This is a genomic window from Kaistella sp. (genome assembly GCF_041824135.1).
GTDB lineage: Bacteria > Bacteroidota > Bacteroidia > Flavobacteriales > Weeksellaceae > Kaistella.
The window spans coordinates 1-23,579 of record NZ_JBGZYM010000026.1 but is presented as its reverse complement, the minus strand read 5'-3'; the positions used below and the strand labels follow the sequence as shown (position 1 = coordinate 23,579).

Sequence of the window (23,579 nt, the reverse complement as noted above, 5' to 3'; positions counted from 1 at the left end):
CTGATTTCAGTAATTTCTCTATCTTTAAGGACAATTCAAATTAAAATTATGTCCCAAACAATTCAGGATTTTGGAATCGAAAAATCCCTTTCTAATTTAGGTATTACAAAAGAAAATAAAGGCGTCTCCTCCGGTGGAAAATATTTCGCCAACGGCGATTTACTGGAAAGTTATTCCCCTACAGACGGAAAACTTATCGCAAAAGTGACGACGGCAAACTCTGATGATTATGATCAAGTTATTGAAACCGCAAAAAAAGCATACTTAGAATTTCGCCAAATCCCAGCTCCAAAAAGAGGAGAGTTGGTTCGTCAGTTCGGTTTAAAATTAAGAGAATACAAAGACGATCTAGGAAAACTCGTTTCTTACGAAATGGGAAAATCTTTGCAGGAAGGATTAGGTGAAGTGCAGGAAATGATCGACATCTGCGATTTTGCAGTAGGATTATCGCGCCAGCTTCACGGTTATACGATGCATTCCGAAAGACCGGGACATCGCATGTACGAGCAATATCACCCGCTTGGTATTATAGGAATTATTTCTGCCTTTAACTTTCCAGTTGCAGTTTGGTCTTGGAATACAGCACTCGCTTGGATCTGCGGAAATGTGACCATTTGGAAACCTTCGGAAAAGGCACCACTTTGTGGAATCGCCTGTCAAAATATTATCATGGAAGTTTTAAAAGAAAATAATCTTCCAGAAGGAGTTTCGACGATGATTGTCGGAGATCATGAAATTGGTGATAAAATGGTCAATGATAAAAATGTTGCCTTAATTTCTTTTACAGGTTCTACCAAAGTTGGAAGAATTGTAGGAACTAATGTTGCGAAAAGATTCGGAAAATCAATTTTGGAATTAGGTGGAAATAATGCAATTATTTTTACAGAAAATGCCGATTTAAATATGTCGATTATCGGAGCAGTTTTTGGCGCAGTCGGTACAGCTGGACAAAGATGTACTTCTACCAGAAGATTAATTATTCATGAATCCATTTTTGAAGAAGTGAAAAACCGTTTGATAAAAGCTTATGGACAAATAAAAATCGGAAATCCTTTGGATGAAAATAATCACGTTGGACCTCTAATCGACAAACAAGCCGTTCAACAGTATCTGGATTCGATTGAAAAATGTAAAAAAGAGGGCGGAAAGTTCGTGGTTGAAGGTGGACTTTTGGAAGGTGAAAATTTCGAATCTGGTTGTTATGTAAAACCATGTATTGCTGAAGTTGAAAATTCTTTCAAAATCGTGCAGCACGAAACTTTTGCACCGATTCTTTACATTATGAAATATAAAACTTTAGATGAAGCAATCGCCATGCAGAATGATGTTCCTCAAGGTTTAAGTTCTGCAATTATGACGACGGATATGCGCCAGGCAGAATTATTCCTTTCGCAAAATGGATCTGATTGTGGAATTGCCAATGTAAATATTGGAACTTCCGGAGCAGAAATCGGTGGCGCTTTCGGTGGTGAAAAAGAAACCGGTGGTGGTAGAGAATCCGGTTCTGATGTTTGGAAATATTATATGAGACGACAAACCAATACCATCAATTACACCGACAGTTTGCCCTTAGCACAGGGAATTAAATTCGATTTGTAAAAAAATATAAACTAAATTTTAACCTTGGATTTCGGATTTCCGATTTCCAAATTTTAAGAAAAAAATATGAACAACGCAATTGCATCTCATCCAGAACCAACCAATACGGTAAAAGAAACTTTGTCAAGACACATGCTTGCTGACGGTTTCGATTTCGTAATGGATTTCGATAAGTCACAAGGTTCGTGGATTCATGATCGACTTTCAGGTAAAAATTATCTCGATATGTTTTCGATGTTTGCCTCGGCATCTATCGGTTACAATCATCCTTACTTAATGGAGAAATCTGCTTGGTTGGGAAAAATGGCCGTAAATAAACCAACTTTAGCCGATGTTTATTCTCAGGAATTTGCAGATTTTATGACCGTATTCGAAAGAGTAGGGATTCCAAAAGAATTGCAGTATTGCTTCTTTATCGAGGGTGGAACTATGGGCGTTGAAAATGCGATGAAAGCATGTTTCGACTGGAAAACCCGCAAGAATTTCGAAAAAGGTTTAGATCTTGAAGCAGGAATTTGTATCCACTTCAAACAGGCTTTTCACGGTAGAAGTGGTTATACATTGAGTTTAACCAATACTTCTGATCCGAGAAAATATCAGTACTTCCCGAAATTTGATTGGCCAAGAATTATCAATCCACATTTGAATTTTCCTATTACAGAAGAAAATTTAGAGGAAACCATCAAACATGAAAGCTTAGCCCTTTTAAATATTGAGGAAGCGATTCTTTCAAATCCAAATAAAGTAGCTTGTATTATTATAGAACCAATTCAGGCAGAAGGTGGTGATAATCATTTCCGTGATGAGTTTTTTGTTGGGTTAAGAAATCTTTGCGACCAAAACGAAGTCCTTTTAATTTTTGATGAAGTTCAAACAGGAATGGGTTTAACAGGAAAAATGTGGGCTTATGAGCATTTCAGTATCGTTCCAGATATTATTTCTTTTGGTAAGAAAGCACAGGTTTGTGGCGTTTTAGCGAATAAAGAAAAATTTGATGAAATCCCAAATAATGTTTTCAGAGAAAGCTCCAGAATCAATTCTACTTTCGGTGGAAACTTCATCGATATTCTGCGTTTTCAATTAATTATGGAAGTGATTGAAAAAGAAAATCTGGTAGAAAATGCAAGAGTGGTTGGAGAATATTTACTGCTTGGGTTACAAGGTTTAGCTCAAAAATATCCTCATCAAATTTCGAATCCTAGAGGTCGCGGTTTGATGTGTGCAATGGATTTGCCTTCTGGTGACGAGCGAAATAAATTGCAAGCACTTCTTTATGAAGAAAATGTGATTATTTTATCTTGCGGTGATAAATCCCTCAGATTCCGTCCACACTTAAATGTAAGCACTGAAGAAATTCAAATGGCTTTAGATAAAATTGAAGTTTGTTTAGGCAAAATGTAATTATAGAAATGGATTCAAGCAGTTTTTATTTAAACGATGTTTGAATCCATATTTATTTTTGGATATTGATACATAAAATGTAATTATTTTTTGTAACTTTAACATTCGAAAATGAAAAGAATTATGGAAAGAGAAACGAGAGTCGCAGTTTTTGAAAGTGAAAAACCCGCAGAAATTCAATTAGTTAAGTCAAAACTGGAAGCCCAAAGCATCACAAGTTTTTTAAATGACAATTATATGTCTTTTACGACCACTCCAACTGCAAACACAGTAAGAGTTATGGTAAATTTGACCGATGAGCAAAAAGCTTTTGAAGTCATCGATAAAATGCTGAAGGAAACTGAATTTAGTCCAAGTAATAACTAAAAACCATTTCATATTATTTTAAATTTTACGTTTTTACAGAAATCGAAATCTTTTACGGGATTTCGATTTTTTTTGTTCTAAACGTAAAGCTTTCTTTCAGAAAAGGGGGAGATCGTGTAAAGTAAATAATCCTGGAAATATAATTAGAAAGTATTTATAATTTGTCTTTCATCATCTTGATAAATACTGATGGTTTTAAATCAAATTTACGACGGAAGTTATCTGAAAAATTTTCGGTGCTTGAAAATCCAGCGATACTTGCGAGTTCCTTCACATCCATATTAATATATTTCACATCATTTTTCAGATGATCAATAATATAGTCCAAACGAAGATCACTAATGTACAGCGCAAAGTTTTTGCCTTTATAAGTATTGATGATTTTCGAGAAATAAGTAGAGTTCGTACCAAAATTCTCGCTCACTGATTTTTGTGAAATCTGTGAATCCAGAAATTTATTTTCGTTTTCAAATATTTCTAACTGATTAAGAATATTTTCAACAAAAATTGGATTCAAACCCGGGATTTTATTATAAAAATCATAGTCGAACTTCTGCTGATCATTATAAACTGTAGAATCTAGAGTTGATTGTTCTTCCTCGACCTTTACATGATCCCGCTGAGCAATAATTTCCTCGAACCGTTTTTTATAATTTTGTTTTTCCTTCTGAATTTTCAAACCAAATAATGAGAAACCAAGCAGAAAAAATATAAATATTCCGACAAAAATAATTCTTTGATTTTTGAGCTTACTTTCAATTCGGTTTTTTTCAGCGACCAATTTCTTGGTGTCGTATTCTTTAACAATCCGTTTGTACAAATATTTGTAATTTTTCTCATAGGATCTGTCCAGAAACATGAGTTTATTAATATACTCCAATTGTTTTGCTGTATTTCCGGTTGAATTATAATATTTAATTAAGATTTCGTATGCTGCTCGAAATTGTGGATCAAGTTTTTTTGTCTTATTATAATGTTTGTCAATTTCTTCTAAATATTTTACAGCAAGTTTTTGTTTTCCGGTATACCAGTAAGAAAGTCCTAAATAATATACTTCCGTATTATGTTGCCATTGATCATCGTATAATCTAATGGCTTCAGAAAGTTTAGAAATTGCGGTATTATAATCTTTAGAATAATAAGCATCAGTACCTTCAGAAGAAATAAAATAAGGGATGTATTGAGTGAGTTTATTTTTTTCAAGATAGTCGAAAGCTTCTTTTAAACGATCCTTGTTTTGTGTAAACTTACCAAGCTTTGTATTAGAATCGATAAGACTCATGAGAGAATAAATGTAATATACTTGGTAGTTTTTTCCTAGTGAAGTTTTATTTTGTAAATTATCTTTAAAAAATTTTAAACATACTAAAAGTTCTTTATTGGCATCTTCGTATTGTCCAAGATAAATTTTATTTTGAGCGATATAGTAAATCGTTTTATTGAAAATGTATTCATTACCAGATTCCTGTGATAACCGATTAGCGATAAGAACATCATCAAGCGCCTTTTGGTAAAATTCTTCGGACATATTAATGTTACCTCTATTGAGATAAGCATCTAACAATATTTTTTTTACTTTAGATTTTTTTCCAATATCTAATGCACTATCGGCATATTTTAAATTTGAAGGATATTTGCTTGTAGTACTTGCATATCGATATGCATAAAAAAGCGCCTCATTATTCTGCTCATTTTTAGATTTTTTAATGTAAAAATTAATGAGTTCCCACATTTTTGTAGGATTATTACTGTTCTCATCTATCTTTTTTTCAATTTCTTCATTGGTCAAATCTAAATTTGAGAAGTTTTGAGCATTGGAGCTTGTGAAAAAAAACAATAAAAATAGAAATAGAGCCGATACTATAGATTTCAACTGCATAAAACCTTAATAATTTGATTATTAGTGAGATAAGATTTTTTTCTTCATTTGTTTTACAATAATACTGTATTTTTTTTAAAAAAACAGCAGATAATTTACAATATGCTTGCAATTTTTTACAAACTAACGGTCCTTTATTTTGCATCATACGTGCTTTCCGCAATACATTTGTAAAAATAAAACGCATGAAAAGATTAGCACTTATAGCAGCCGTAGTTTTTACAACTATTACTATAAATTCTTGTAGACAAGCAGACGAAGTATTATCACCAGATGAAATGGCAACTCTACAAAAAGTAAGAGATACATCTAAAGTAACACTGCCTAATAACGAAGCTGGTACTTTAAATACTGACAATGGCACAACTGCACCTTCAGATCTTGAAGGAGAAATTGTACCTCCACCAAAGAAATAACTTTTTAGTTAACAATATTTTTTTTTCATCATTTGTGTTGGTTCTTCCGCGGATTTATTCGCGGAAGAATCGTTTTTATACTTAGTGAAATTATCAAATTATGTAATAATTGTAATAAATTCAATAATATTTGAAGGTGAATTTTTTAAAAAGTATTTGTAAATTTAAAATAAATTCAACGTTACTAAAACCACTGAAATCGAAATACACAATAAGGCAGTAATGAATAGATAATCTGCAATTTTTTCGTATTTTCTTTCGTAATTTTCTTTGGTGCTTCTAATTGCCATAAACGATAATAAGCAACTTATCGACAGGCAGAAACTTGCAATTCCAGCAATTTCATCAATGTAAGTACGGTCGCTTACTTTAGTAATTTCTAAAGATGTGAGTATTACCAAGCAAAATCCTAGTAGTCCAGAAGATCCATTTAAAATATGGGGTGATTTTTTTTCCATGGTTATTCATACGATTTTTATAAAGTTAGTTTTATCAAATTTATAAAAAAGGATTCAAAAAAATAGAAAATTTGTAAAAAATAAATTTCAAATTTCACAGATTCAAATGTATTATTTATCTTTGTGAAAATTCACCTTTTATGGAAACGACCTATATTGAAACTCAGCAAATTTCTTTTCAAGACTTTAAAAACCAAATCTTAGAAGATTATAAACTGGGCAGAATTTCCAGGGAAATGTCTTACCTCGGAAGAAGGGAAGTGTTGACTGGAAAAGCGAAATTCGGAATTTTTGGTGATGGTAAAGAATTACCACAACTTGCCATGGCGAAGGTTTTTAAAGATGGTGATTTTCGTTCAGGATACTATCGGGACCAAACTTTTGCATTTGCAATTGGTGCCGTAACCGTAGAAAGTTTTTTCGCACAATTATACGCAGATACCAGTATTGAGCGTGAACCTGCCTCGGCAGGTCGTCAAATGAACGGACATTACGCAACAAGAAGTTTAAATGAAGACGGAAGTTGGAAAAACTTAATGAAGCAAAAAAATATATCTTCTGATATTTCTCCAACAGCTGGACAAATGCCAAGATTATTAGGATTGGCTTTGGCGTCGAAAGTATATAAAACTGTAAAATTTGAAGGTTCAGAAAAGTTTTCAGATAACGGAAATGAAGTCGCTTTCGGAACAATTGGAGATGCTTCAACTGCGGAAGGCCATTTTTGGGAAACTTTAAATGCTGCCTGTGCTTTACAGGTTCCGATGATCACTTCGATTTGGGATGATGGTTACGGAATTTCAGTTCCTACGCACAACCAAAGAGCAAAAGCTGATATTGCAGAAATGCTGTCAGGCTTCCAAAGAAAAGAGGGCGAAAACCAAGGGTGTGAAATTATTCAGGTGAAAGCCTGGGATTATCCATCATTGTTAGATGCTTATGCAAAAGCAGAACATTTTGCGAGAACAGAAAGTGTTCCGGTTGTAGTTCATGTAATTGAAGTGACGCAGCCGCAAGGTCACTCCACTTCTGGATCTCATGAAAGATATAAAGATGAAGACCGATTGAAATGGGAAGGTGATTTTGATGGATTGGTGAAATTCAAAGAATGGATCTTAGATTATTCCATAGAAATAGAAGGTGCAGAGCAACAGTTAGCAACTGCCGAAGATTTAGAGAAAATAGAAGCTGAAGCAAAGAAATTTGTGAAAGACGGTCAGAAAAAATCCTGGGAAGATTATCAGAAAACCATTCAGGATTTAAAAGAAACTATTCTTCCTTTAGTTGAAAATTTAAAAGCTCAAAATACCGAAGTTGCTGCTGAATTAGAAAAATTCAAAGCCGTTATCTCCGTAGCGAAAAAAGACCTTTTCCATTTGGTCAGAAAATGTTTATTGCTGACAAGAGCGAGTCAATCTGCAGAAAGACAAGATCTTCAAACGAAATACGCAGAAATTTCCACAATCGAAAAAGACAATTATTCGTCTCATTTATATTCTCAATCCGATTGGAAAGCGACCAACGTAAAAGAAGTTGCTCCAGTATTTTCTGACGCGTCAGAAACTGTTGACGGTAGAGTAGTTGTTCGAAATAACTTTGATAAAATTTTTAATAAATATCCTGAAACTTTAATCTTTGGTGAAGATGCTGGAAATATTGGCGATGTAAATCAAGGTTTAGAAGGTCTTCAGGAAAAATATGGCGACTTAAGAATCGCTGATACCGGAATTCGGGAAGCTACCATTCTTGGACAGGGAATAGGAATGGCAATGCGAGGTTTAAGACCAATTGCAGAAATTCAATATTTGGATTATATTCTTTATTGTCTGCAAGGAATGAGCGATGATCTGGCAACAGTGCAATACCGAACTAGAGGTGGTCAAAAAGCACCATTGATCATTAGGACTCGCGGACATCGATTGGAAGGAGTTTGGCATTCAGGTTCACCAATGGCCGGGATTCTTAATCTATCAAAAGGGATCTTGGTTTTAGTACCACGTAACTTGACGATCGCTGCAGGATTTTATAATACGATGCTTCAAGCAGATGAGCCAGCTTTAATTATAGAGTGTCTGAACGGTTACCGATTGAAAGAAAAGCAACCAGATAACTTAGGAGAATTTACAATTCCTGTTGGAAAAATTGAAGTAACTAAAGAAGGAAGCGATGTTACTTTAGTAACGTACGGTTCAACCTGGAGATTAGTGATGGAAGCTGCTGCTGAACTGGAGAAAATCGGAATCTCGGCGGAGGTTATTGATATTCAATCTTTAATTCCATTTGACTTAAGTCACGAGATTTCTCAGAGTGTTAAGAAAACAAATCGCTTAGTGATCATCGATGAAGATGTTGAAGGTGGCGCGTCTGCGTTTATTTTACAGCAAATTTTGGAGAAACAAAAAGCCTTTAGATATTTAGATTCTGATCCATTAACCATTTCTGCAGAGAATCACCGTCCACCTTATGGAAGTGATGGAGACTACTTCAGCAAACCGAGCGCTGATGATATGGTTGAAAAAGTGTACGCTTTATTTACAGAAACGAATCCGGAGAAATTCCCGAAGATCTAATCAATAAAATTCACTTTGTGAAAGTTTTAAATTTTTGTCAAAGTTTTTTTAGAATCAACCCTTTCAGCCTTTAAAAGGCTGAAAGGGTTTTTAATTTGCAGTAGATAAAAAATGGATACTTAATTTAATATCGATAGGAGTTGGCGTTAGCCCGCTTTCTTCATTGTAAAGAAGGATTGGCTTTAGCCAAAACTTAAATTTTAATCAAAGCAATTTTAGAATAGCACTCAACTTTTTAAATTAATGTAAATTATCTTTCAGTAAGTATTGAAAGTTCAATAATATTGATTATATTTGTAGTAGAAATTTAAACCAATCCAAATGAAACTAGCCGAAGCCAAAGAACAATACATCCAAACCTGGGGAACTTTCGCAACCAATTGGGGAATCAATCGTACCATGGCGCAAGTTCACGCTTTATTACTGGCAAGTGGAAAGGCACTTTCTACGGATGAAGTAATGGAAGAACTTCAAATTTCCCGTGGAAATGCCAACACCAATCTTCGCGCTTTAATGGATTGGGGAATTGTAAAAAAAGAATTGGTTAGAGGGGAACGGAAAGAATATTTCTCGGCAGATAAAGATATTTGGTTTCTTTTTAAGCAAATTACAAAAGAACGAAGAAAGAGAGAGATCGAACCCATCATCGAATTTTTGGATGGCTTAAAGGAAATTGAAGATAACGATTCCGAGGAAGCAAAAGAATTTATTAAGTTGATGAATGATTTCGGAAACGTCACCAGCAAAATCAATAATATAATGGATCTGGCGATTAAAAGCGATGAACACTGGCTCGTCGGAAAAATCACGAATCTTTTGAAATAATAATCTCCTCTCCTTTGGAGAGGTTAGGGTGAGGATTAGGAAGAAATTCCTTTTTTATTTCCGAAGTAGTTTCATTAATTACTGAAAGTATAAAAATTACAAAATGTATAATATTTTATCTTACTTTATTTATTTTACTCTTACGATTCCGGTGATTGTTTTCGTAGGTTGGAAATGCTTCAAGATTGGAAAGATCTATTTGCTGGATGTTCTCAAAGATGACGAGATCTGCAATTCGGTCAATAAAGTTTTACTCATCGGATATTATCTTCTCAATCTCGGTTATATCGCGATTTCCATTTCCAGTTGGGGAGATATCAATACATTTTCTGAAATGATAGAAATCGTTTTCACAAAAATTTCGGTCATCTTAATGATCATCGCCATTCTCCATTATATCAATATTGCAGCGCTATACTTTCTAAGAAATCAAATAATATCAACCTTTAAATAATTAAAATTATGAATGCAACTTACAACCTTTCGGCTTATGCAATTTATTTGCCTGTAGTTTTAACATTGACAATCGTAGTTTCAGAACTACTTTTCAAAAATGCAAAAATCTTCATGATGGATATTTTTCATCAAAAGGAAGAGATCGCAATGGCAACCAACTCTCTTTTTAAAATTGGATTCTACCTTTTAAATATTGGTTTCGCCCTCAAAATTATACAGTTTTATCAGATTAGTACGCAAGAGAGTTTAATTGTCAGCGTCAGTGAAAAAATTGGCGGCTTCTCCATTTACTTAGGAATAATGATGCTGTTCAACTTGTTACTTTTTATGAGAGGAAGAAAAAATTCTTTTGCCAAAACAGAAATTAAAATTTTAAATGATGAAAACACTATTGGTTAATATAATAATGATGTTTATTTTCAGAAACAAAAATCGGAATAAATCTGACTTTTTAAATCTTTAATAATGAAGTTCAAATTCAACGGAATGTCCGAAGATTTAATTCAATTTTATAAAGCAAACTTCGGTTTGCTTTTTTTATGCACACTTCTTGCATTGCTCGTTCAAATTTTATTGATATGAAAAAAATATTGTTACCCATAGCCTTTGCAGCGCTGATTGTTTCTTGTCAGAAAACCGAGGCTGCAGTTGTTGAAACTCCAATTGATCACGTTGATCATCAGCACGATAAAATATTTCCGGTAAATGAAATGGTTACTTTGATGGACGACATGATGGTAAAAATGCATGATCAAACACCGAGTCGGAATAACAATGCAGATTTTGCGACCATGATGATTGCCCACCATGTCGGTGCAGTAGAAATGTCGGAACTACTGCTTAAAAAAGGAAAAGATCCAATATTGAAATCGTTTGCCGAGGAAGTAATCGCCGCTCAAAATACAGAAATTGAACAGATGAAAAACTTTCAAAATACTCGCGAAATTTCTACGGATTATGAGAAATTTCAACAAGCCTTAAACCAATCTATGGCTGCGATGATGGATAAAAATATAAAAGTTCACGATGATATTGATAAAGATTACGCACAGCAGATGATTCCGCATCACAAAAGTGCCGTGGAAATGGCAGAAGTTTATTTAAAGTTTGGCAAACAACCGGAATTATTGAAACTTTCCAAAAGTATTGTTACCGAACAAAACAAAGAAATCGCAGAACTTGAAATGTGGCTGCAAAAGAATTAAATTCAAACTCAGAAAAGTTTTAGATAAAGAATTTCTCAACAGATTCATCCAAAATTCCTCGAAAATTTTCCGTAAATTCGCATCAAATTTTTAAATAATGAACTACGATATTATTGTCATCGGAAGTGGTCCTGGTGGTTACGTTACGGCAATCAGAGCCGCACAATTAGGTTTCAAAACTGCCATTATCGAAAAAGAAAGCTTAGGCGGAATTTGCCTGAACTGGGGTTGTATCCCAACCAAAGCCTTGTTAAAATCTGCGCACGTTTTTAAATATTTACAACAAGCCGAACAATACGGTTTAAATAAAGTAGAAAATCCAGGTTTCGATTTTTCTAAAGTCATCCAGAGAAGTAGAGGAGTTGCCACGAAGATGAGTGGTGGAATCGCTTTCCTGATGAAGAAAAACAAGATCGATGTGATCATGGGAACTGCCAAAATTCAAAAAGGTAAAAAAGTTTCTGTAACCGATAAAGACGGAAAAGCAACTGAATATTCAGGTGAACATATCATTATCGCAACTGGTGCGCGTTCGAGAGAATTGCCAAACATTCCACAGGATGGAAAGAAAATAATAGGATACCGTCAAGCGATGGTTCTTCCAGAGCAGCCAAAATCGATGATCGTTGTCGGGTCAGGTGCGATAGGAATTGAGTTCGCTGATTTCTATAACACCATGGGAACGAAGGTTACCGTAGTAGAATTCATGCCAAACATTCTTCCTGTTGAAGATGAAGATACTTCAAAACACGTTGAGAAATCTCTGAAAAAATCAGGGATCGAGATCATGACCAATGCTTCCGTAGAATCTGTGGATACTTCTGGAAACGGCGTAAAAGCAACCGTGAAAACGGCTATTGGAAACATTACTTTAGAAGCTGATATCTTATTATCTGCGGTTGGAATCGCTTCCAATATCGAAGGTCAAGGTTTCGAAGAAGTTGGTATTCAGACTGATAAAGGAAAAGTTTTGGTGAACGAATGGTACGAAACTTCTGTTCCGGGCTATTACGCAATTGGTGATATTTTGGCAACTCAGGCTTTAGCGCACGTTGCTTCCGCAGAAGGAATTACCTGTGTGGAGAAGATCAAAGGTCTTCACGTAGAAAAGATCGATTACGGCAATATTCCTGGTTGTACCTATGCTCATCCAGAAGTGGCGTCTGTAGGTTTAACAGAGAAGCAAGCGAAGGAAAAAGGCTACGAATTGAAAGTAGGGAAGTTCCCTTTCTCAGCTTCCGGAAAAGCGACTGCTAACGGCGATACCGATGGTTTTATCAAAGTGATCTTCGATGCCAAATATGGCGAATGGTTAGGTTGTCACATGGTCGGCGACGGCGTTACCGATATGATTGCAGAAGCAGTTGTGGCGCGTAAATTAGAAACAACCGGTCACGAAGTGTTGAAATCAATTCACCCGCATCCAACGATTTCAGAAGCCGTGATGGAAGCAGTTGCCGCCGCTTATGGCGAGGTGATTCACATCTAAAATATTCGAAATATTTACATACAAAACTCCAGTAATTAGCTGGAGTTTTTTTATTTGGGTAACTTTTGTAATTATTTTTTGGGCAGACATTTAACTTCGTCGAATGTCTATTAATTATTTTTTTATGGCAGACATTTCCGTCTTCCACTCCCGCTTTTTTTGCTCCACTTCATTCCACAACAAAGAGCTCCGTTCAAGCCGGGCTGCAGGGTAGTTGTTTTTACAAAACTGTTTTTTAATTTGGAGAACTTGTGTATATTTGAGAGTGAATCCAAAAGTGCATATGGAAAATCCTTATAAAAAAGATCTAATTAATCTGTTTGAAAGTACAAATTACTATTATCATATTTCCTACAGAATTGACAACCTTTTAAAAAAAGAATCTAAAAGATTATTGGAACAAAAATCTGAATTTTACACGTCGAATGCACTCGTGATAGCTGATTGGACGGGTCCGACTGAGGATGGTTTGGAATTACCATTTCATACTAACATTTTTAGGACGACTAATAAAGATAATTATTTAGAGGAAATGGAAAAAATGAAAAGCAGAGAGAACCTTCTTAATTTTGCGCAAAGTTTTGAGGTCTTTCAAAAATTCTTGAAAAATTGCATCATTAAGAAAAATCCAGGTATTAAAAGATCTGATTTAAAATATAATGATAAAATTCTTATCAATCTCAAAGAAGAAGGAGCAGCTACTTTTGATAAATTTTCTTTCCAAAATAATAATAATTTTAATTTTGAAAAACTTTTTGAGATGCTTGTAGTATTGAGACATGCTATTACACATTCAAATTCAGTTGTTAAAAAAAATGAAATTATTAAAGATGTTTATACTGAAAAACTTTTTAAATTGTTAATGCCAAGTGCTGAATTTAGTAAAAATCAAATTATATTAAATATGACCTTAAATGAGTTTCGTTCAAATATGAAAATAATTAATGAATTCGCATACCAGATTTATAAAATTTATTCAATTGAAGAAGGATTTGAGTATAAGTGGGAATAATATTATTTCCGCTTTGCAAAATCTCCCGACTTTCCCGATGACGCGGATTTCTAATCCGTGTCTTTTCACCAACGCTTTCCCATCTAATAATTTAACTTCAAAAGAAAAATTTTAGAACTATTATCCGAAACCTATTAATAAATCGATTAAAAATGAAAATAAATAACAAACTTCTTAAGAAAGGATTTGTTTTAGCTGGATTGATGAATGTTTTTGGAGTTTTAATTTTTTCCAGAATTTTTACGAATGCCGTTATTCCCGAATTTGATAATCAAGCAATGTCAAATTTTGGATTATTAATGATTGTGCTTTGGGGTTTTGTTTTTATCGCTGTTTCTAAAAATTTTCAAAATTTAAAATGGCTCATTGCTGTATTTACCCTTGAAAAATTGATTTATGCAACACATTGGACAAAATGGATGACAACAAATAATCTTACAGATGTATTTGAAAAAGATACAATGGCTGGAATATTTTATACAATTTACGGCATCAATGATTGGATCTTTTTTGTATTCTTTTTATTCGTTTTTATCCGTTTAACACGTGAAAGATAAACACATCACCGCACGAATCCTTTCGTGTGGTCTAGCGAAACTTTATGAAGTGGGTAAATAAAATATAATCCTTTAAATTTCAAAATCGCTTCCTCAAAATCATCTTTTGAAAATTACTAATGCTTACCCGATGACGCGGATTTGAAATCCTTGATCTTATCTTCAATATTTTCGTTTCCAATGATTTAACTTAAAAAACAAATTTCTAAAATCGATATCTTCTACATTTATGTAAACTAAAAACACAATGCCATGAAATTTTTCAATTCGTATTGCCATCCGATCTTAAAACAAGTTTTTTAGAAATTCGCGTAAATATTAATTCACATTTCATAGCTAGTTCAATTAAGTCGGATTGCAAACAAAGATTATTTTAACATTTACAGTCATCGTCAAAAAGTATCGTTAACGATATTAGATAAATCATATTTATACATATCTTCGAATAAATTAATTTAAAATTTAAACATTGATTATGAATTTAGTAAAAACAATTTGTGCCTTTTTGGTTGTAGGAGTACTGGCTGCTTCTTGTGAGAAAAAAGAAGCGGTAACAACAGACATGACTGATTCGTCAGCAGCACCAATGGATACTGCAGTAGTAGTTGCATCACCAAACATTGTAGAAGTAGCTTCTGGAAATGCAGATTTCTCTACACTGGTAGCTGCCGTAAAAGCAGCAGGATTAGTGGAAACTTTAAGTGGAGACGGTCCTTTCACTGTTTTTGCACCAACTAACGCTGCATTTGATAAACTTCCTGCAGGAACCGTAGATGGTTTATTGAAACCAGAAAGTCTTGATAAACTGAAATCAGTTTTAACGTACCACGTGGTAGCAGGGAAATTCGACGCTGCAGCAGTAATTGACGCCATCAACAAAAATAACGGAAAATACACCGTTACGACTGTTCAAGGTGGAAACATCGACTTAAGTTTGAAAGGTGATAAAGTAATGCTTACAGATGCAAACGGCGGAACAGCAGAAGTTGTTATGGCTGATGTACCGGCTTCTAATGGAGTGATCCATGCAATCGATACGGTAGTAATGCCTAAATAAGGTTTTAAACATCTGATGTATAAACCGTTGTAGCAATACAGCGGTTTTTTTTTGTAACATCAATCTTCTTCACTGTTCATTCTAATCATTAAACAATCTTTGTAGTTCTACCCCGAGCTACGCAAAGTTTCTGACTTTAAGTAATTACGATGGAATCAAATTCAAATGTTGTGGTTTTTATTTCCCAAATAGTTCTATCTTAACATCAAATTATTATATATGCACATGAAATCTTTATTCCCCGTTTTCTTGTTGACTGGGGCAGCATTCTTTGCTCAAACTAAAAACGATATTGTCGTTCCTAATGAGAATTTAATAACGGAGAACATTCCCGCTATTCCGAAAAGTTTAAACGAGAAAATCAAGAAATATACGGAAAGCAGAAGTGCCAACTTTACCGCAATTCACCCGAACGGAAAAGAATTGATCATGGTGACCAGATTTGCGTCTACCAATCAATTGCATCATTTAAACCAACCTTTAGGAAACAGAAAACAAATTACCTTTTTTGACGAACCTGTGAATTCCGCAGATTACGAACCAACGGAAGGGAAATATTTAGTCTATTCTAAAGATATCGGCGGAAATGAATTCGGTCAGCTTTTTAAACTTGATTTAAAAAATATGGAATCCACCTTGCTAACCGATGGTGGAAGATCTCAAAATGGCGGTATGCGCTGGAAAAAAGACGGTTCTGGTTTCTACTTTTCTTCAACTAAAAGAAATGGTGGCGACCGGGATATTTATTTCATGAATCCGTTGAAACCAAACGAAACCAAATTAATTCTGGAAGTGAAAGGTGGCGGTTGGGGAATATCTGACATTTCTGAAGACGGCAAAAAACTCATCATCGGCGAATATGTTTCTGCCAATGAATCCCATCTTTATTTATTGGATACTGAAACTAAAAAACTGGAATCCATCACCGATCGCAATGAAAAACAAATCGTTCAAAGCAGTGCGAAATTTGCAAAGAACTCTGATGAGATCTGGTATGTAACCGATCGCGACAATGAGTTTAAGAGATTGGCGTTGATGAATTTGAAAACGAAAAAGATCAACTATTTCACAACGGAGATTCCGTGGGAAGTTTCAGGTTTATCTTTATCAAAAGACAAATCTAAAATTGCTTTTGAAATTAATGAAAGCGGTCTGAATAAATTGTATTTGATGGATACTTCTACCAAGAAATATTCGGAGATCAAAGGTTTAGCAGTTGGATTAATCAACGGTACTGCCTTTACGAAAGATGGTAAATCATTGTTTTTTGCACAGTCAACTTACGATTCTTCCTCAGATATTTACAAATTGGATTTAGCAACCAATAGAATTGAAAGATGGACCGACAGTGAACAGGGCGAAATGCCAAAAGCCGATATGGCAAAACCTAAGTTGATCGAATGGACGAGTTTCGATAAGATGAAAATCTCGGGATTCTATTATCCTGTTTCCAAGAAATTCTCGGGTAAAAGACCGGTTTTAATTAATATTCACGGCGGACCAGAAGGTCAGTCGATGGCATCTTCTTTAGGTTCTAATAATTATTACACCAACGAAATGGGCGTGGCTTTGATTTACCCGAATGTTCGTGGTTCTTCAGGTTTTGGTAAAACCTATATTGCCAGCGATAACGGTTTCAACCGAATGAATTCTGTAAAAGATATCGACTCCTTATTGGATTGGATCGCTAAGCAACCGGAACTGGATAAAGACCGCATCATGATCATGGGTGGCAGTTATGGTGGATTCATGACATTGGCCACCGCGTACGAATATGCAGATCGAATCAGATGTTCTGTGGATGTGGTTGGAATTTCTGACTTTAATACCTTCCTTAAAAATACGGAAGAATACCGACGTGATTTAAGAAGAGCGGAATACGGTGACGAACGCGATCCGAAAATGAGTGAATTTTTCACCAAGATCGCCCCTTTAAATAATACCGATAAAATTAAAAAACCAATGTTCATTATTCAGGGAACCAACGATCCGCGGGTTCCTGTAACTGAAGCGATTCAGATGCGTGATAAACTGAAAGCGCAAGGAAATACAGTTTGGTATTTAGAAGCTAAAAATGAAGGTCACGGTTTTCGTAAAAAAGAAAATGTTGATTACCAAAGATTGGCTGTTATTAAATTTATGCAGGAGTATCTGTTGAATTAATGAGTGTTGCATTGAAATAATGTATCATGAAACCACAGATTATGTCTGTGGTTTCTTATTTTTGTCTAACTTTTTTAAAATGGAAAAATATAATTTAGGTTTGGTTCTTTCGGGCGGCGGAACAAAAGGACTTGCTCATGCTGGAGTTCTAAAGTTTTTTGCCGAGAAGAATATCGGTGCAGATGTATTGGCCTGTTGCAGTGCTGGATCGATTGTTGGCGCTTTGTACGGTGTCGGAAAATCTGGAGAAGAAATTCTGGACTTTTTTAAATCGGTCTATTTTTTTAACTGGCGGCATTTTGCGTTCAATAAACCGGGGTTGGTTTCTTCCAGAATTTTTTCAAACTATCTGTATCCTATTTTTGAGGATATGACCATCGGAGAATTGGATATCAATTTGAAAATAATCGCTACAGAGTTGGTCTCTGGAGAGCAGAAAATATTTGAAGGTAAAGACAAAATTGTAGATGCGGTAATTGCTTCCTGTTCAATTCCTGGAATTACGGTTCCTTATGTTGTTGGGAATGAAATGTTCAGTGACGGTGGTGTCTTAAATAATTTTCCGGCAGACATTATTCATCTGGATTGTAAAAAATTGGTTGGTGTATACGTTTCGCCACCGCAAGATGTCGAAATCGGAGATCTTAACACCATAAAATCAATAACAACCAGAGCCTATGAATTAATGTCGCACCGTACAGAAATTCACAAATTTTCCTATTGTGACTGGATCATCACTTCGAAAAAATTAGCCAGTTATGGAACATTTGAAAGAAATGCAGAACGACTGGATGAAATTTTCGAGATCGGTTATCAAGCCGCGAAATCTTCCTACGATGAAAGTATTTTTAAAACAGATATTTAGAATAAATTAAAACTCCAACCACGACTGACGCCATCGCCATAAGAAATACTGATCCAGCGGCCATATCTTTGATTATTTTAATCCTCTCATCGAAATCGGGCTGAATGATGTCACAAATCTTTTCTACACACGTATTCAGAATTTCTAAACTTAAAACCGAGAAAGAAACAACTAAAATAAGGGCAGCTTCCAGCTCGGTAACTTTTAAATAGACAATCAGTAAAAGGTTGATGATTAAAGCTAAAACCTCGATCTGAAAATTACGTTCAGACCGAAGCATCCAAACTGCTCCTGTAATAGCATTCCAAAAACTTTTATGAATTGGTGGTTTTCTCATTACCAGTTTTTATCGACCATATAGATTAACTGTCCCATCACAGCGGCACCTAGTAGTAATTCTCTGCGATTTACCTTATCGAAAGTATCTGCTTCGGAATGGTGAATTTCAAAATATCTTTGAGAATCGGGGATGAGTTCTGCTAAAGGAACGCCCAACGGTTCCATAGGTTCAATGTCTGTTCCAGCATATTGAATTTCAAAATTATGAACACCGTACGGTAAGAAAAGTTTTCTCCAGGATTGTACTTGTTGGCGTTTTTCGGGACTCATGACCAAGCCAATTCCTCGTGGTGTGAAACCTCCGCCATCACTTTCTATGGCAAATAGATGTTTCTCATTATTTTTCTTAATGTTTTCTGCGTACTGATTTCCGCCTTTCACGCCGTTTTCTTCGTTGGCAAAACAAACTACGCGAATCGTGTGGTTGTTTTTAATTCCTAATTTTTTAAAAGTTCTTAATACTTCAATGCTTTGAACAATTCCGGCTCCGTCATCCTGTGCACCTTCGCCAACATCCCACGAGTCCAAATGTCCACCGACAACGATGACACTTTTACCTTTGTTACCGGTAATTTCTCCGATCACAGAATGCGTCAGTTTCTCGCCTCTCATAGTTGCGTTGGAATTTAATTTGGCAAATACTTTTTGAGTCTTCAAAGTGTTCTCGAGTTCATCAGCACTTTTCGGTCCAATGGCTACAGCTGGAATTTTCGCCATATCATCTGCTTCATAACGCATCATTCCTGTATGGGGAACGTCATCAAACGCTGAAGAAAGCGAACGAATGATCACTGCTTTTGCTCCTCTTTTCCCAGCCCAGGAAGCGGTGGCGCGTCGGTAGATATTGGCATCTCCATAAGCCTGACCGGTCATGATGAATTTTTGATTGAAGGCATAATTAAAGAAAATAATTTTTCCTTTTACAGCAGCGTCGGGTAGTTTATCGAACTCTTCTTTATTTTTAACAAAAACAATTTCTGCTTCCACATCTTTCCCTTTGGTTCCTTCAGAATTCCCCAGAGAAAGCATTCTCAAAGATTTCCATTTCCCATTGCCTTCTTTTATTTGAAGAGATTCTTTACCACGTTCCCAAACCGGAACCATCACTTCTTCTTTCCAAACTTTATCAGCACCAGCTTCTTTCAATTTTAAAACTGCCCAGTCGACGGATTTTTCATAAGCCGCAGATCCACTTAAACGATGTCCGATGTTTTGAGTTAAATCTCTTAAACTTTCATACGCAGTTCCGTTCACCAACATTTCATCAGAAATATTTTTGAATTGCACGGAATCAGCGTTAGTTTGAGAAAATAAAAATCCGCCCAAAAAGAGCGGAAGTATTTTTATAATAGAATATTTCATAGGGATTTCAATATTGTTTTCCCAAATTTAAATAAAATTAATCACAAAAAGTAAAATTATTGCTTCATATCGTACATCACTAAGGCTGTAACCAATTTGGGTTCAATGTAAGTGCATTTTGGTGGCATGATCGTTTTGTTATCAGAAACTTTTATGAGATCATTAAAACTGACCGGATAAATACCAAATCCTACTTTAAATTTCCCTGAATCTACACTTTCTTTAATGGTGTTAATTCCTTCAATGCTTGAAGTCCCTTTGATATAAGTGATTTTCTCCGTGGTTTTAGGATCTTCAATTCCTAAGATATCTTTGAAGATATAGTTTTCTAACAAAAGATGGTCAAGATCGTTCATCTCACTCTGCTGCTTTCTAAGCTCATGTTTTACGTGTAGAGAATAGAATTTTCCACCAAGATACATCGAGATATGGAATTTCTGAGAAGGGTAGTAGGCTTCTTCTCCTTTTTCATGAATAAGGAAATTTTCCTCTATTTTCTCAATGAATTTTTTTTCGTTCAAACCATTTAAATCTTCTAAAAGTCGATTATAATCGTGGATTTTGATCGATTGGTTAGACACCACAAAACTGAAAACGTAATTGTATAATTCCGTTCCCGTATGTTTTTTATTTTTATCTTTTTGATTCTTTGCATTTAACGCTGTAGAACCAATTCGGTGATGACCGTCGGCAATATAAAAAGAATCAATTTGCTCCAACACTTCCTTGAACTGAAACATCTTCAGACGGTTGTCAATTTTCCAAATTTTGTGTCTGGTCCCATTGTCGTCGAGATAGTTAAGAACAGGAACGTTCTTTTCTTCGTGGTTCATCAGCATTTCCACTTTAGGATTTGCCATGTAAGTAAGTAATGCAGGTTCTGCCTGAATATTAACTTTATCTAAATAGTACGCTAATTTTTCCTTGCGATAAGTCAGCGTAGATTCATGTTTTTTAATTTTTCCATTCCAAAAATCTTCAACACTTACCAAGCCTAAAAGTCCGCGAAAGACCGACTTATTCGGAAGAATCTGTTGATATAAATAATAAGAAGAATTATCCTGAACCAGAGTCCTGCCATCCACAAGCTCTTCAAAATTTGTTCTTATTTTTCGAAGATTACGGTCAACATCTTTCGATTTACTCACCACGTAAGGTTTGACCATCTGAATATAGGAGGAATCTATTTGCGCTTTTTTAGTAATTTCATCTTTCGAATAATTATCCAACGGATGGGTTGGGAAAATGTCAACAAAATCTTCGCTCGGACGAACTCCCCGAAATGGTTTAAATATAGGCATATATTACTATAATTTCTTTTTAATCTCAATAATTTGCTCTGCAAGCTCTCTTCCAATTTTCATTTGCGCATCTTGCGTATTTCCGCCCAAATGTGGTGAAAGCGATAAATTTGGATTCATCAAAAGCGCCAGTTCCGGACTCGGTTCACTTTCAAAAACGTCAAGAGCAGCGCCCGCAACTTTACCATTTTCAATGGCGTCTAAAAGAGTAACTTCATTAATAACACCACCTCTCGCAGTGTTCACGATGAAAACTCCATCTTTCATTTTATCGAACTGTACCTGATCTAAAAGATATTCGCTTGTCTTTGGCGTGTTAACCGTTAAGAAATCCACGTCGGTTAGGAACTCATCCATGTCCGTCTCAGAAGAAATATCAAACTCTAATTTTTGTCCATCGAAGAAATCCAAAGTGATTTTTTCGGTTTTGGGTTTTCTGGTAAGAACTTTAATTTTCATTCCTAAAGAAATTCCAATTTTCACTACTTCCTGTCCGATTCCACCAAAACCAATTACTCCCAAAGTTTTTCCTTCTAATTCCACCGCACTTGAAAAAGATTTTTTCAAAGCTTTGAAATGAGTTTCTCCTTCTAATGGCATTAATCTGTTGGATTCATGCAGAAATCTAGCCAAAGAGAAAAAGTGTGCAAAAACCATTTCGGCAACCGAGCGGGCAGATGCTTTTGGCGTATTGATAACGTAGATGCCTTTTTCGATCGCATGTTCCACGTTGATATTGTCCATTCCGATTCCGCCACGTCCAATGATTTTTAAACCTGGACAGGCATCAATAATATCTTCCTTCACTTTTGTAGCACTTCGCACCAACAGAACATCAACTTTATTTTCATTGATGAAATTAATTAAATGTTCCTGAGAAACTTTGGCTTCTAATACTTCTATTCCTGCTTCTTTTAGCAGTTGTTCGCCGGCTTTTGAAATACCGTCATTGGCAAGAACTATCATTTATTTTAAATTTTGCATTACATCAACTAAAACCTGAACACTTTCAATAGGTAACGCATTGTACATACTTGCGCGGTAACCTCCCAAACTTCTGTGACCATTTAATCCACTAATTCCGGCAGCTTTCCAAGCATTATCGAATTCTTCTTTTTTAGACTCATCGAGTAATTTGAAAGAAACATTCATTAAGGAGCGGTCTTCTTCTACCGTACAAAATGTTTCAAATAAAGGACTCCGGTCGATTTCACCGTACAGTAATTTGGCTTTCGCTTCATTTCTAACTTCAGCCGCAGCGATTCCACCATTATTTTCTAAATGTTGTAATGTTAAAAGTGAGGCGTAAACCGGGAAAACCGGTGGCGTATTGTACATGGATTCTTTAGCGATGTGTAAAGAATAATCCAACATTGAGGGAATGTCTCTTCCTGTTTTTCCTAAGATTTCTTTTTTCACGACTACTAAAGTCGTTCCAGCCGGACCCATGTTTTTTTGAGCGCCCGCGTAGATAATATCAAATTGAGAAAAATCAATAACACGACTAAAAATATCTGAACTCATATCGCAAACCAACAAAGTATCTACATTAGGGAATTCTCTCATTTGAGTTCCGTAAATCGTATTGTTTGAGGTACAGTGAAAATAATCGTACTCATTTCCTACTTGATAATCTTTTGGGATGAAGGAATAATTTTCTTCTTTGGAAGATCCAACGACATCAACCGTTCCTATTTTTTTTGCTTCCTTAATAGCACCTGCAGACCAAGTTCCTGTATTTAAATACGCAGCTTTGCCACCTTCTAATTTCATTAAATTAAAAGGAACCATCGCAAATTGTAAACTGGCGCCACCACCTAAATATAAAACTTCATAATCATCGCCCAAATTCATCAGTCTTTTTACGATCGCTCGGGCTTCGTCCATTACGGCTACGAAATCTTTACTGCGGTGAGAAATTTCTAAAAGTGATAATCCGCTTCCATTAAAATCGAGAATTGCTTCGGCAGATTTCTGGAAAACTTCTTGAGGTAAGATGCAGGGTCCTGCACTGAAGTTGTGTTTTTTACTCATACTTTTTGATTATTTTAAGAATGCGAGCGACTTATTCGTCGTTAGATATCTTGATTTCGACAGGTGTTAAATATGAAAAAAAAATCGCTCACAATTTATTTGTGAGCGAGTTTAATTATTCTCCGTGTAAAAAGGCTTTCTTTTCGAGTAAACTCTCCTCTGATTCCACATGATCTTCATCTGGGATACAGCAGTCAACGGGGCAAACAGCCGCACATTGAGGTT

The 23,579-nt window shown here is 35.3% G+C and carries 22 protein-coding genes and 1 pseudogene; 15 read left to right on the top strand and 8 right to left on the bottom strand.

Annotated features, from left to right (window positions below; translation table 11 throughout):
- Window positions 1-48: 48 nt before the first annotated feature.
- From ACEYOS_RS02800 to ACEYOS_RS02790, 3 genes are all read left to right on the top strand, one after another.
- Window positions 49-1,599: an aldehyde dehydrogenase family protein gene (locus ACEYOS_RS02800; RefSeq protein ID WP_373709552.1), complete on the top strand. Its 1,551-nt coding sequence runs from the start codon at window positions 49-51 to the stop codon at window positions 1,597-1,599.
- Between the two features lie 66 nt (window positions 1,600-1,665).
- Window positions 1,666-3,000, top strand: coding sequence for an L-lysine 6-transaminase (lat, locus tag ACEYOS_RS02795; protein WP_373708023.1), 1,335 nt, complete (start codon window positions 1,666-1,668; stop codon window positions 2,998-3,000).
- A gap of 111 nt (window positions 3,001-3,111) precedes the next feature.
- On the top strand, window positions 3,112-3,366 hold the full coding sequence (locus tag ACEYOS_RS02790) for a putative signal transducing protein (RefSeq protein WP_373708022.1): 255 nt from the start codon (window positions 3,112-3,114) through the stop codon (window positions 3,364-3,366).
- Between the two features lie 154 nt (window positions 3,367-3,520).
- Here the strand turns inward: ACEYOS_RS02790 and ACEYOS_RS02785 are convergent, their stop codons facing one another.
- Entirely contained in the window at window positions 3,521-5,155 is a 1,635-nt protein-coding gene (locus ACEYOS_RS02785; RefSeq protein ID WP_373708021.1) for a helix-turn-helix domain-containing protein, read from the bottom strand.
- Between the two features lie 275 nt (window positions 5,156-5,430).
- Between ACEYOS_RS02785 and ACEYOS_RS02780 the strand changes: the two genes are divergently transcribed.
- Window positions 5,431-5,661, top strand: coding sequence for a hypothetical protein (locus ACEYOS_RS02780; protein ID WP_373708020.1), 231 nt, complete (start codon window positions 5,431-5,433; stop codon window positions 5,659-5,661).
- 164 nt (window positions 5,662-5,825) lie between these two features.
- On the opposite strand, the gene ACEYOS_RS02775 is transcribed toward ACEYOS_RS02780, so the two are convergent.
- Window positions 5,826-6,119, bottom strand: coding sequence for a hypothetical protein (locus ACEYOS_RS02775; RefSeq protein ID WP_373708019.1), 294 nt, complete (start codon window positions 6,117-6,119; stop codon window positions 5,826-5,828).
- Window positions 6,120-6,259: 140 nt separating this feature from the next.
- Between ACEYOS_RS02775 and ACEYOS_RS02770 the strand changes: the two genes are divergently transcribed.
- The 11 genes from ACEYOS_RS02770 (at window position 6,260) to ACEYOS_RS02720 (ending at window position 18,318) form a co-directional block, all read left to right on the top strand.
- Window positions 6,260-8,689 (top strand): thiamine pyrophosphate-dependent enzyme, encoded by a 2,430-nt coding sequence (locus ACEYOS_RS02770; protein WP_373739119.1) that lies wholly within the window; start codon window positions 6,260-6,262, stop codon window positions 8,687-8,689.
- Between the two features lie 321 nt (window positions 8,690-9,010).
- Window positions 9,011-9,514 carry a GbsR/MarR family transcriptional regulator gene (locus ACEYOS_RS02765; RefSeq protein ID WP_373708017.1) on the top strand — a complete coding sequence of 168 codons (504 nt, stop codon included), beginning with the start codon at window positions 9,011-9,013 and terminating at the stop codon, window positions 9,512-9,514.
- A gap of 103 nt (window positions 9,515-9,617) precedes the next feature.
- Window positions 9,618-9,968, top strand: coding sequence for a hypothetical protein (locus tag ACEYOS_RS02760; RefSeq protein ID WP_373708016.1), 351 nt, complete (start codon window positions 9,618-9,620; stop codon window positions 9,966-9,968).
- 8 nt (window positions 9,969-9,976) lie between these two features.
- Window positions 9,977-10,369 carry a hypothetical protein gene (locus ACEYOS_RS02755; protein ID WP_373708015.1) on the top strand — a complete coding sequence of 131 codons (393 nt, stop codon included), beginning with the start codon at window positions 9,977-9,979 and terminating at the stop codon, window positions 10,367-10,369.
- A 179-nt stretch (window positions 10,370-10,548) separates the two neighbouring features.
- On the top strand, window positions 10,549-11,175 hold the full coding sequence (locus tag ACEYOS_RS02750; protein ID WP_373708014.1) for a DUF305 domain-containing protein: 627 nt from the start codon (window positions 10,549-10,551) through the stop codon (window positions 11,173-11,175).
- A gap of 97 nt (window positions 11,176-11,272) precedes the next feature.
- Window positions 11,273-12,664, top strand: a complete 1,392-nt coding sequence (lpdA, locus tag ACEYOS_RS02745; RefSeq protein WP_373708013.1) for a dihydrolipoyl dehydrogenase — start codon at window positions 11,273-11,275, stop codon at window positions 12,662-12,664.
- 283 nt (window positions 12,665-12,947) lie between these two features.
- A complete protein-coding gene (locus ACEYOS_RS02740; RefSeq protein WP_373708012.1) occupies window positions 12,948-13,676 on the top strand; it encodes a hypothetical protein in 729 nt (242 codons plus the stop codon).
- A gap of 152 nt (window positions 13,677-13,828) precedes the next feature.
- Window positions 13,829-14,233: a hypothetical protein gene (locus ACEYOS_RS02735; protein ID WP_373708011.1), complete on the top strand. Its 405-nt coding sequence runs from the start codon at window positions 13,829-13,831 to the stop codon at window positions 14,231-14,233.
- A 475-nt stretch (window positions 14,234-14,708) separates the two neighbouring features.
- Window positions 14,709-15,290, top strand: a complete 582-nt coding sequence (locus tag ACEYOS_RS02730) for a fasciclin domain-containing protein (RefSeq protein WP_373708010.1) — start codon at window positions 14,709-14,711, stop codon at window positions 15,288-15,290.
- 225 nt (window positions 15,291-15,515) lie between these two features.
- Window positions 15,516-17,453, top strand: coding sequence for an alpha/beta fold hydrolase (locus tag ACEYOS_RS02725; protein ID WP_373708009.1), 1,938 nt, complete (start codon window positions 15,516-15,518; stop codon window positions 17,451-17,453).
- 79 nt (window positions 17,454-17,532) lie between these two features.
- Window positions 17,533-18,318, top strand: coding sequence for a patatin-like phospholipase family protein (locus ACEYOS_RS02720; protein ID WP_373708008.1), 786 nt, complete (start codon window positions 17,533-17,535; stop codon window positions 18,316-18,318).
- Here the strand turns inward: ACEYOS_RS02720 and ACEYOS_RS02715 are convergent.
- The 6 genes and pseudogenes from ACEYOS_RS02715 to ACEYOS_RS02690 all read right to left on the bottom strand — a co-directional run.
- The gene (locus ACEYOS_RS02715; protein ID WP_373708007.1) at window positions 18,302-18,655 is read right to left on the bottom strand and encodes a diacylglycerol kinase family protein; all 354 of its coding nucleotides are present in this window, start codon (window positions 18,653-18,655) and stop codon (window positions 18,302-18,304) included. The genes ACEYOS_RS02720 and ACEYOS_RS02715 overlap by 17 nt on opposite strands.
- On the bottom strand, window positions 18,655-20,019 hold the full coding sequence (locus ACEYOS_RS02710) for a M20/M25/M40 family metallo-hydrolase (protein WP_373708006.1): 1,365 nt from the start codon (window positions 20,017-20,019) through the stop codon (window positions 18,655-18,657). Before ACEYOS_RS02710 ends, ACEYOS_RS02715 begins: the two co-directional genes overlap by 1 nt.
- Before the next feature lie 56 nt (window positions 20,020-20,075).
- Window positions 20,076-21,320, bottom strand: coding sequence for a DUF1015 domain-containing protein (locus ACEYOS_RS02705; RefSeq protein ID WP_373708005.1), 1,245 nt, complete (start codon window positions 21,318-21,320; stop codon window positions 20,076-20,078).
- A 6-nt stretch (window positions 21,321-21,326) separates the two neighbouring features.
- Window positions 21,327-22,286 (bottom strand): D-2-hydroxyacid dehydrogenase, encoded by a 960-nt coding sequence (locus ACEYOS_RS02700; RefSeq protein ID WP_373708004.1) that lies wholly within the window; start codon window positions 22,284-22,286, stop codon window positions 21,327-21,329.
- Window positions 22,287-23,354, bottom strand: coding sequence for a 3-phosphoserine/phosphohydroxythreonine transaminase (gene serC, locus ACEYOS_RS02695; RefSeq protein WP_373708003.1), 1,068 nt, complete (start codon window positions 23,352-23,354; stop codon window positions 22,287-22,289).
- Between the two features lie 115 nt (window positions 23,355-23,469).
- Window positions 23,470-23,579, bottom strand: a pseudogene (locus tag ACEYOS_RS02690) (ferredoxin); the annotation flags it as partial.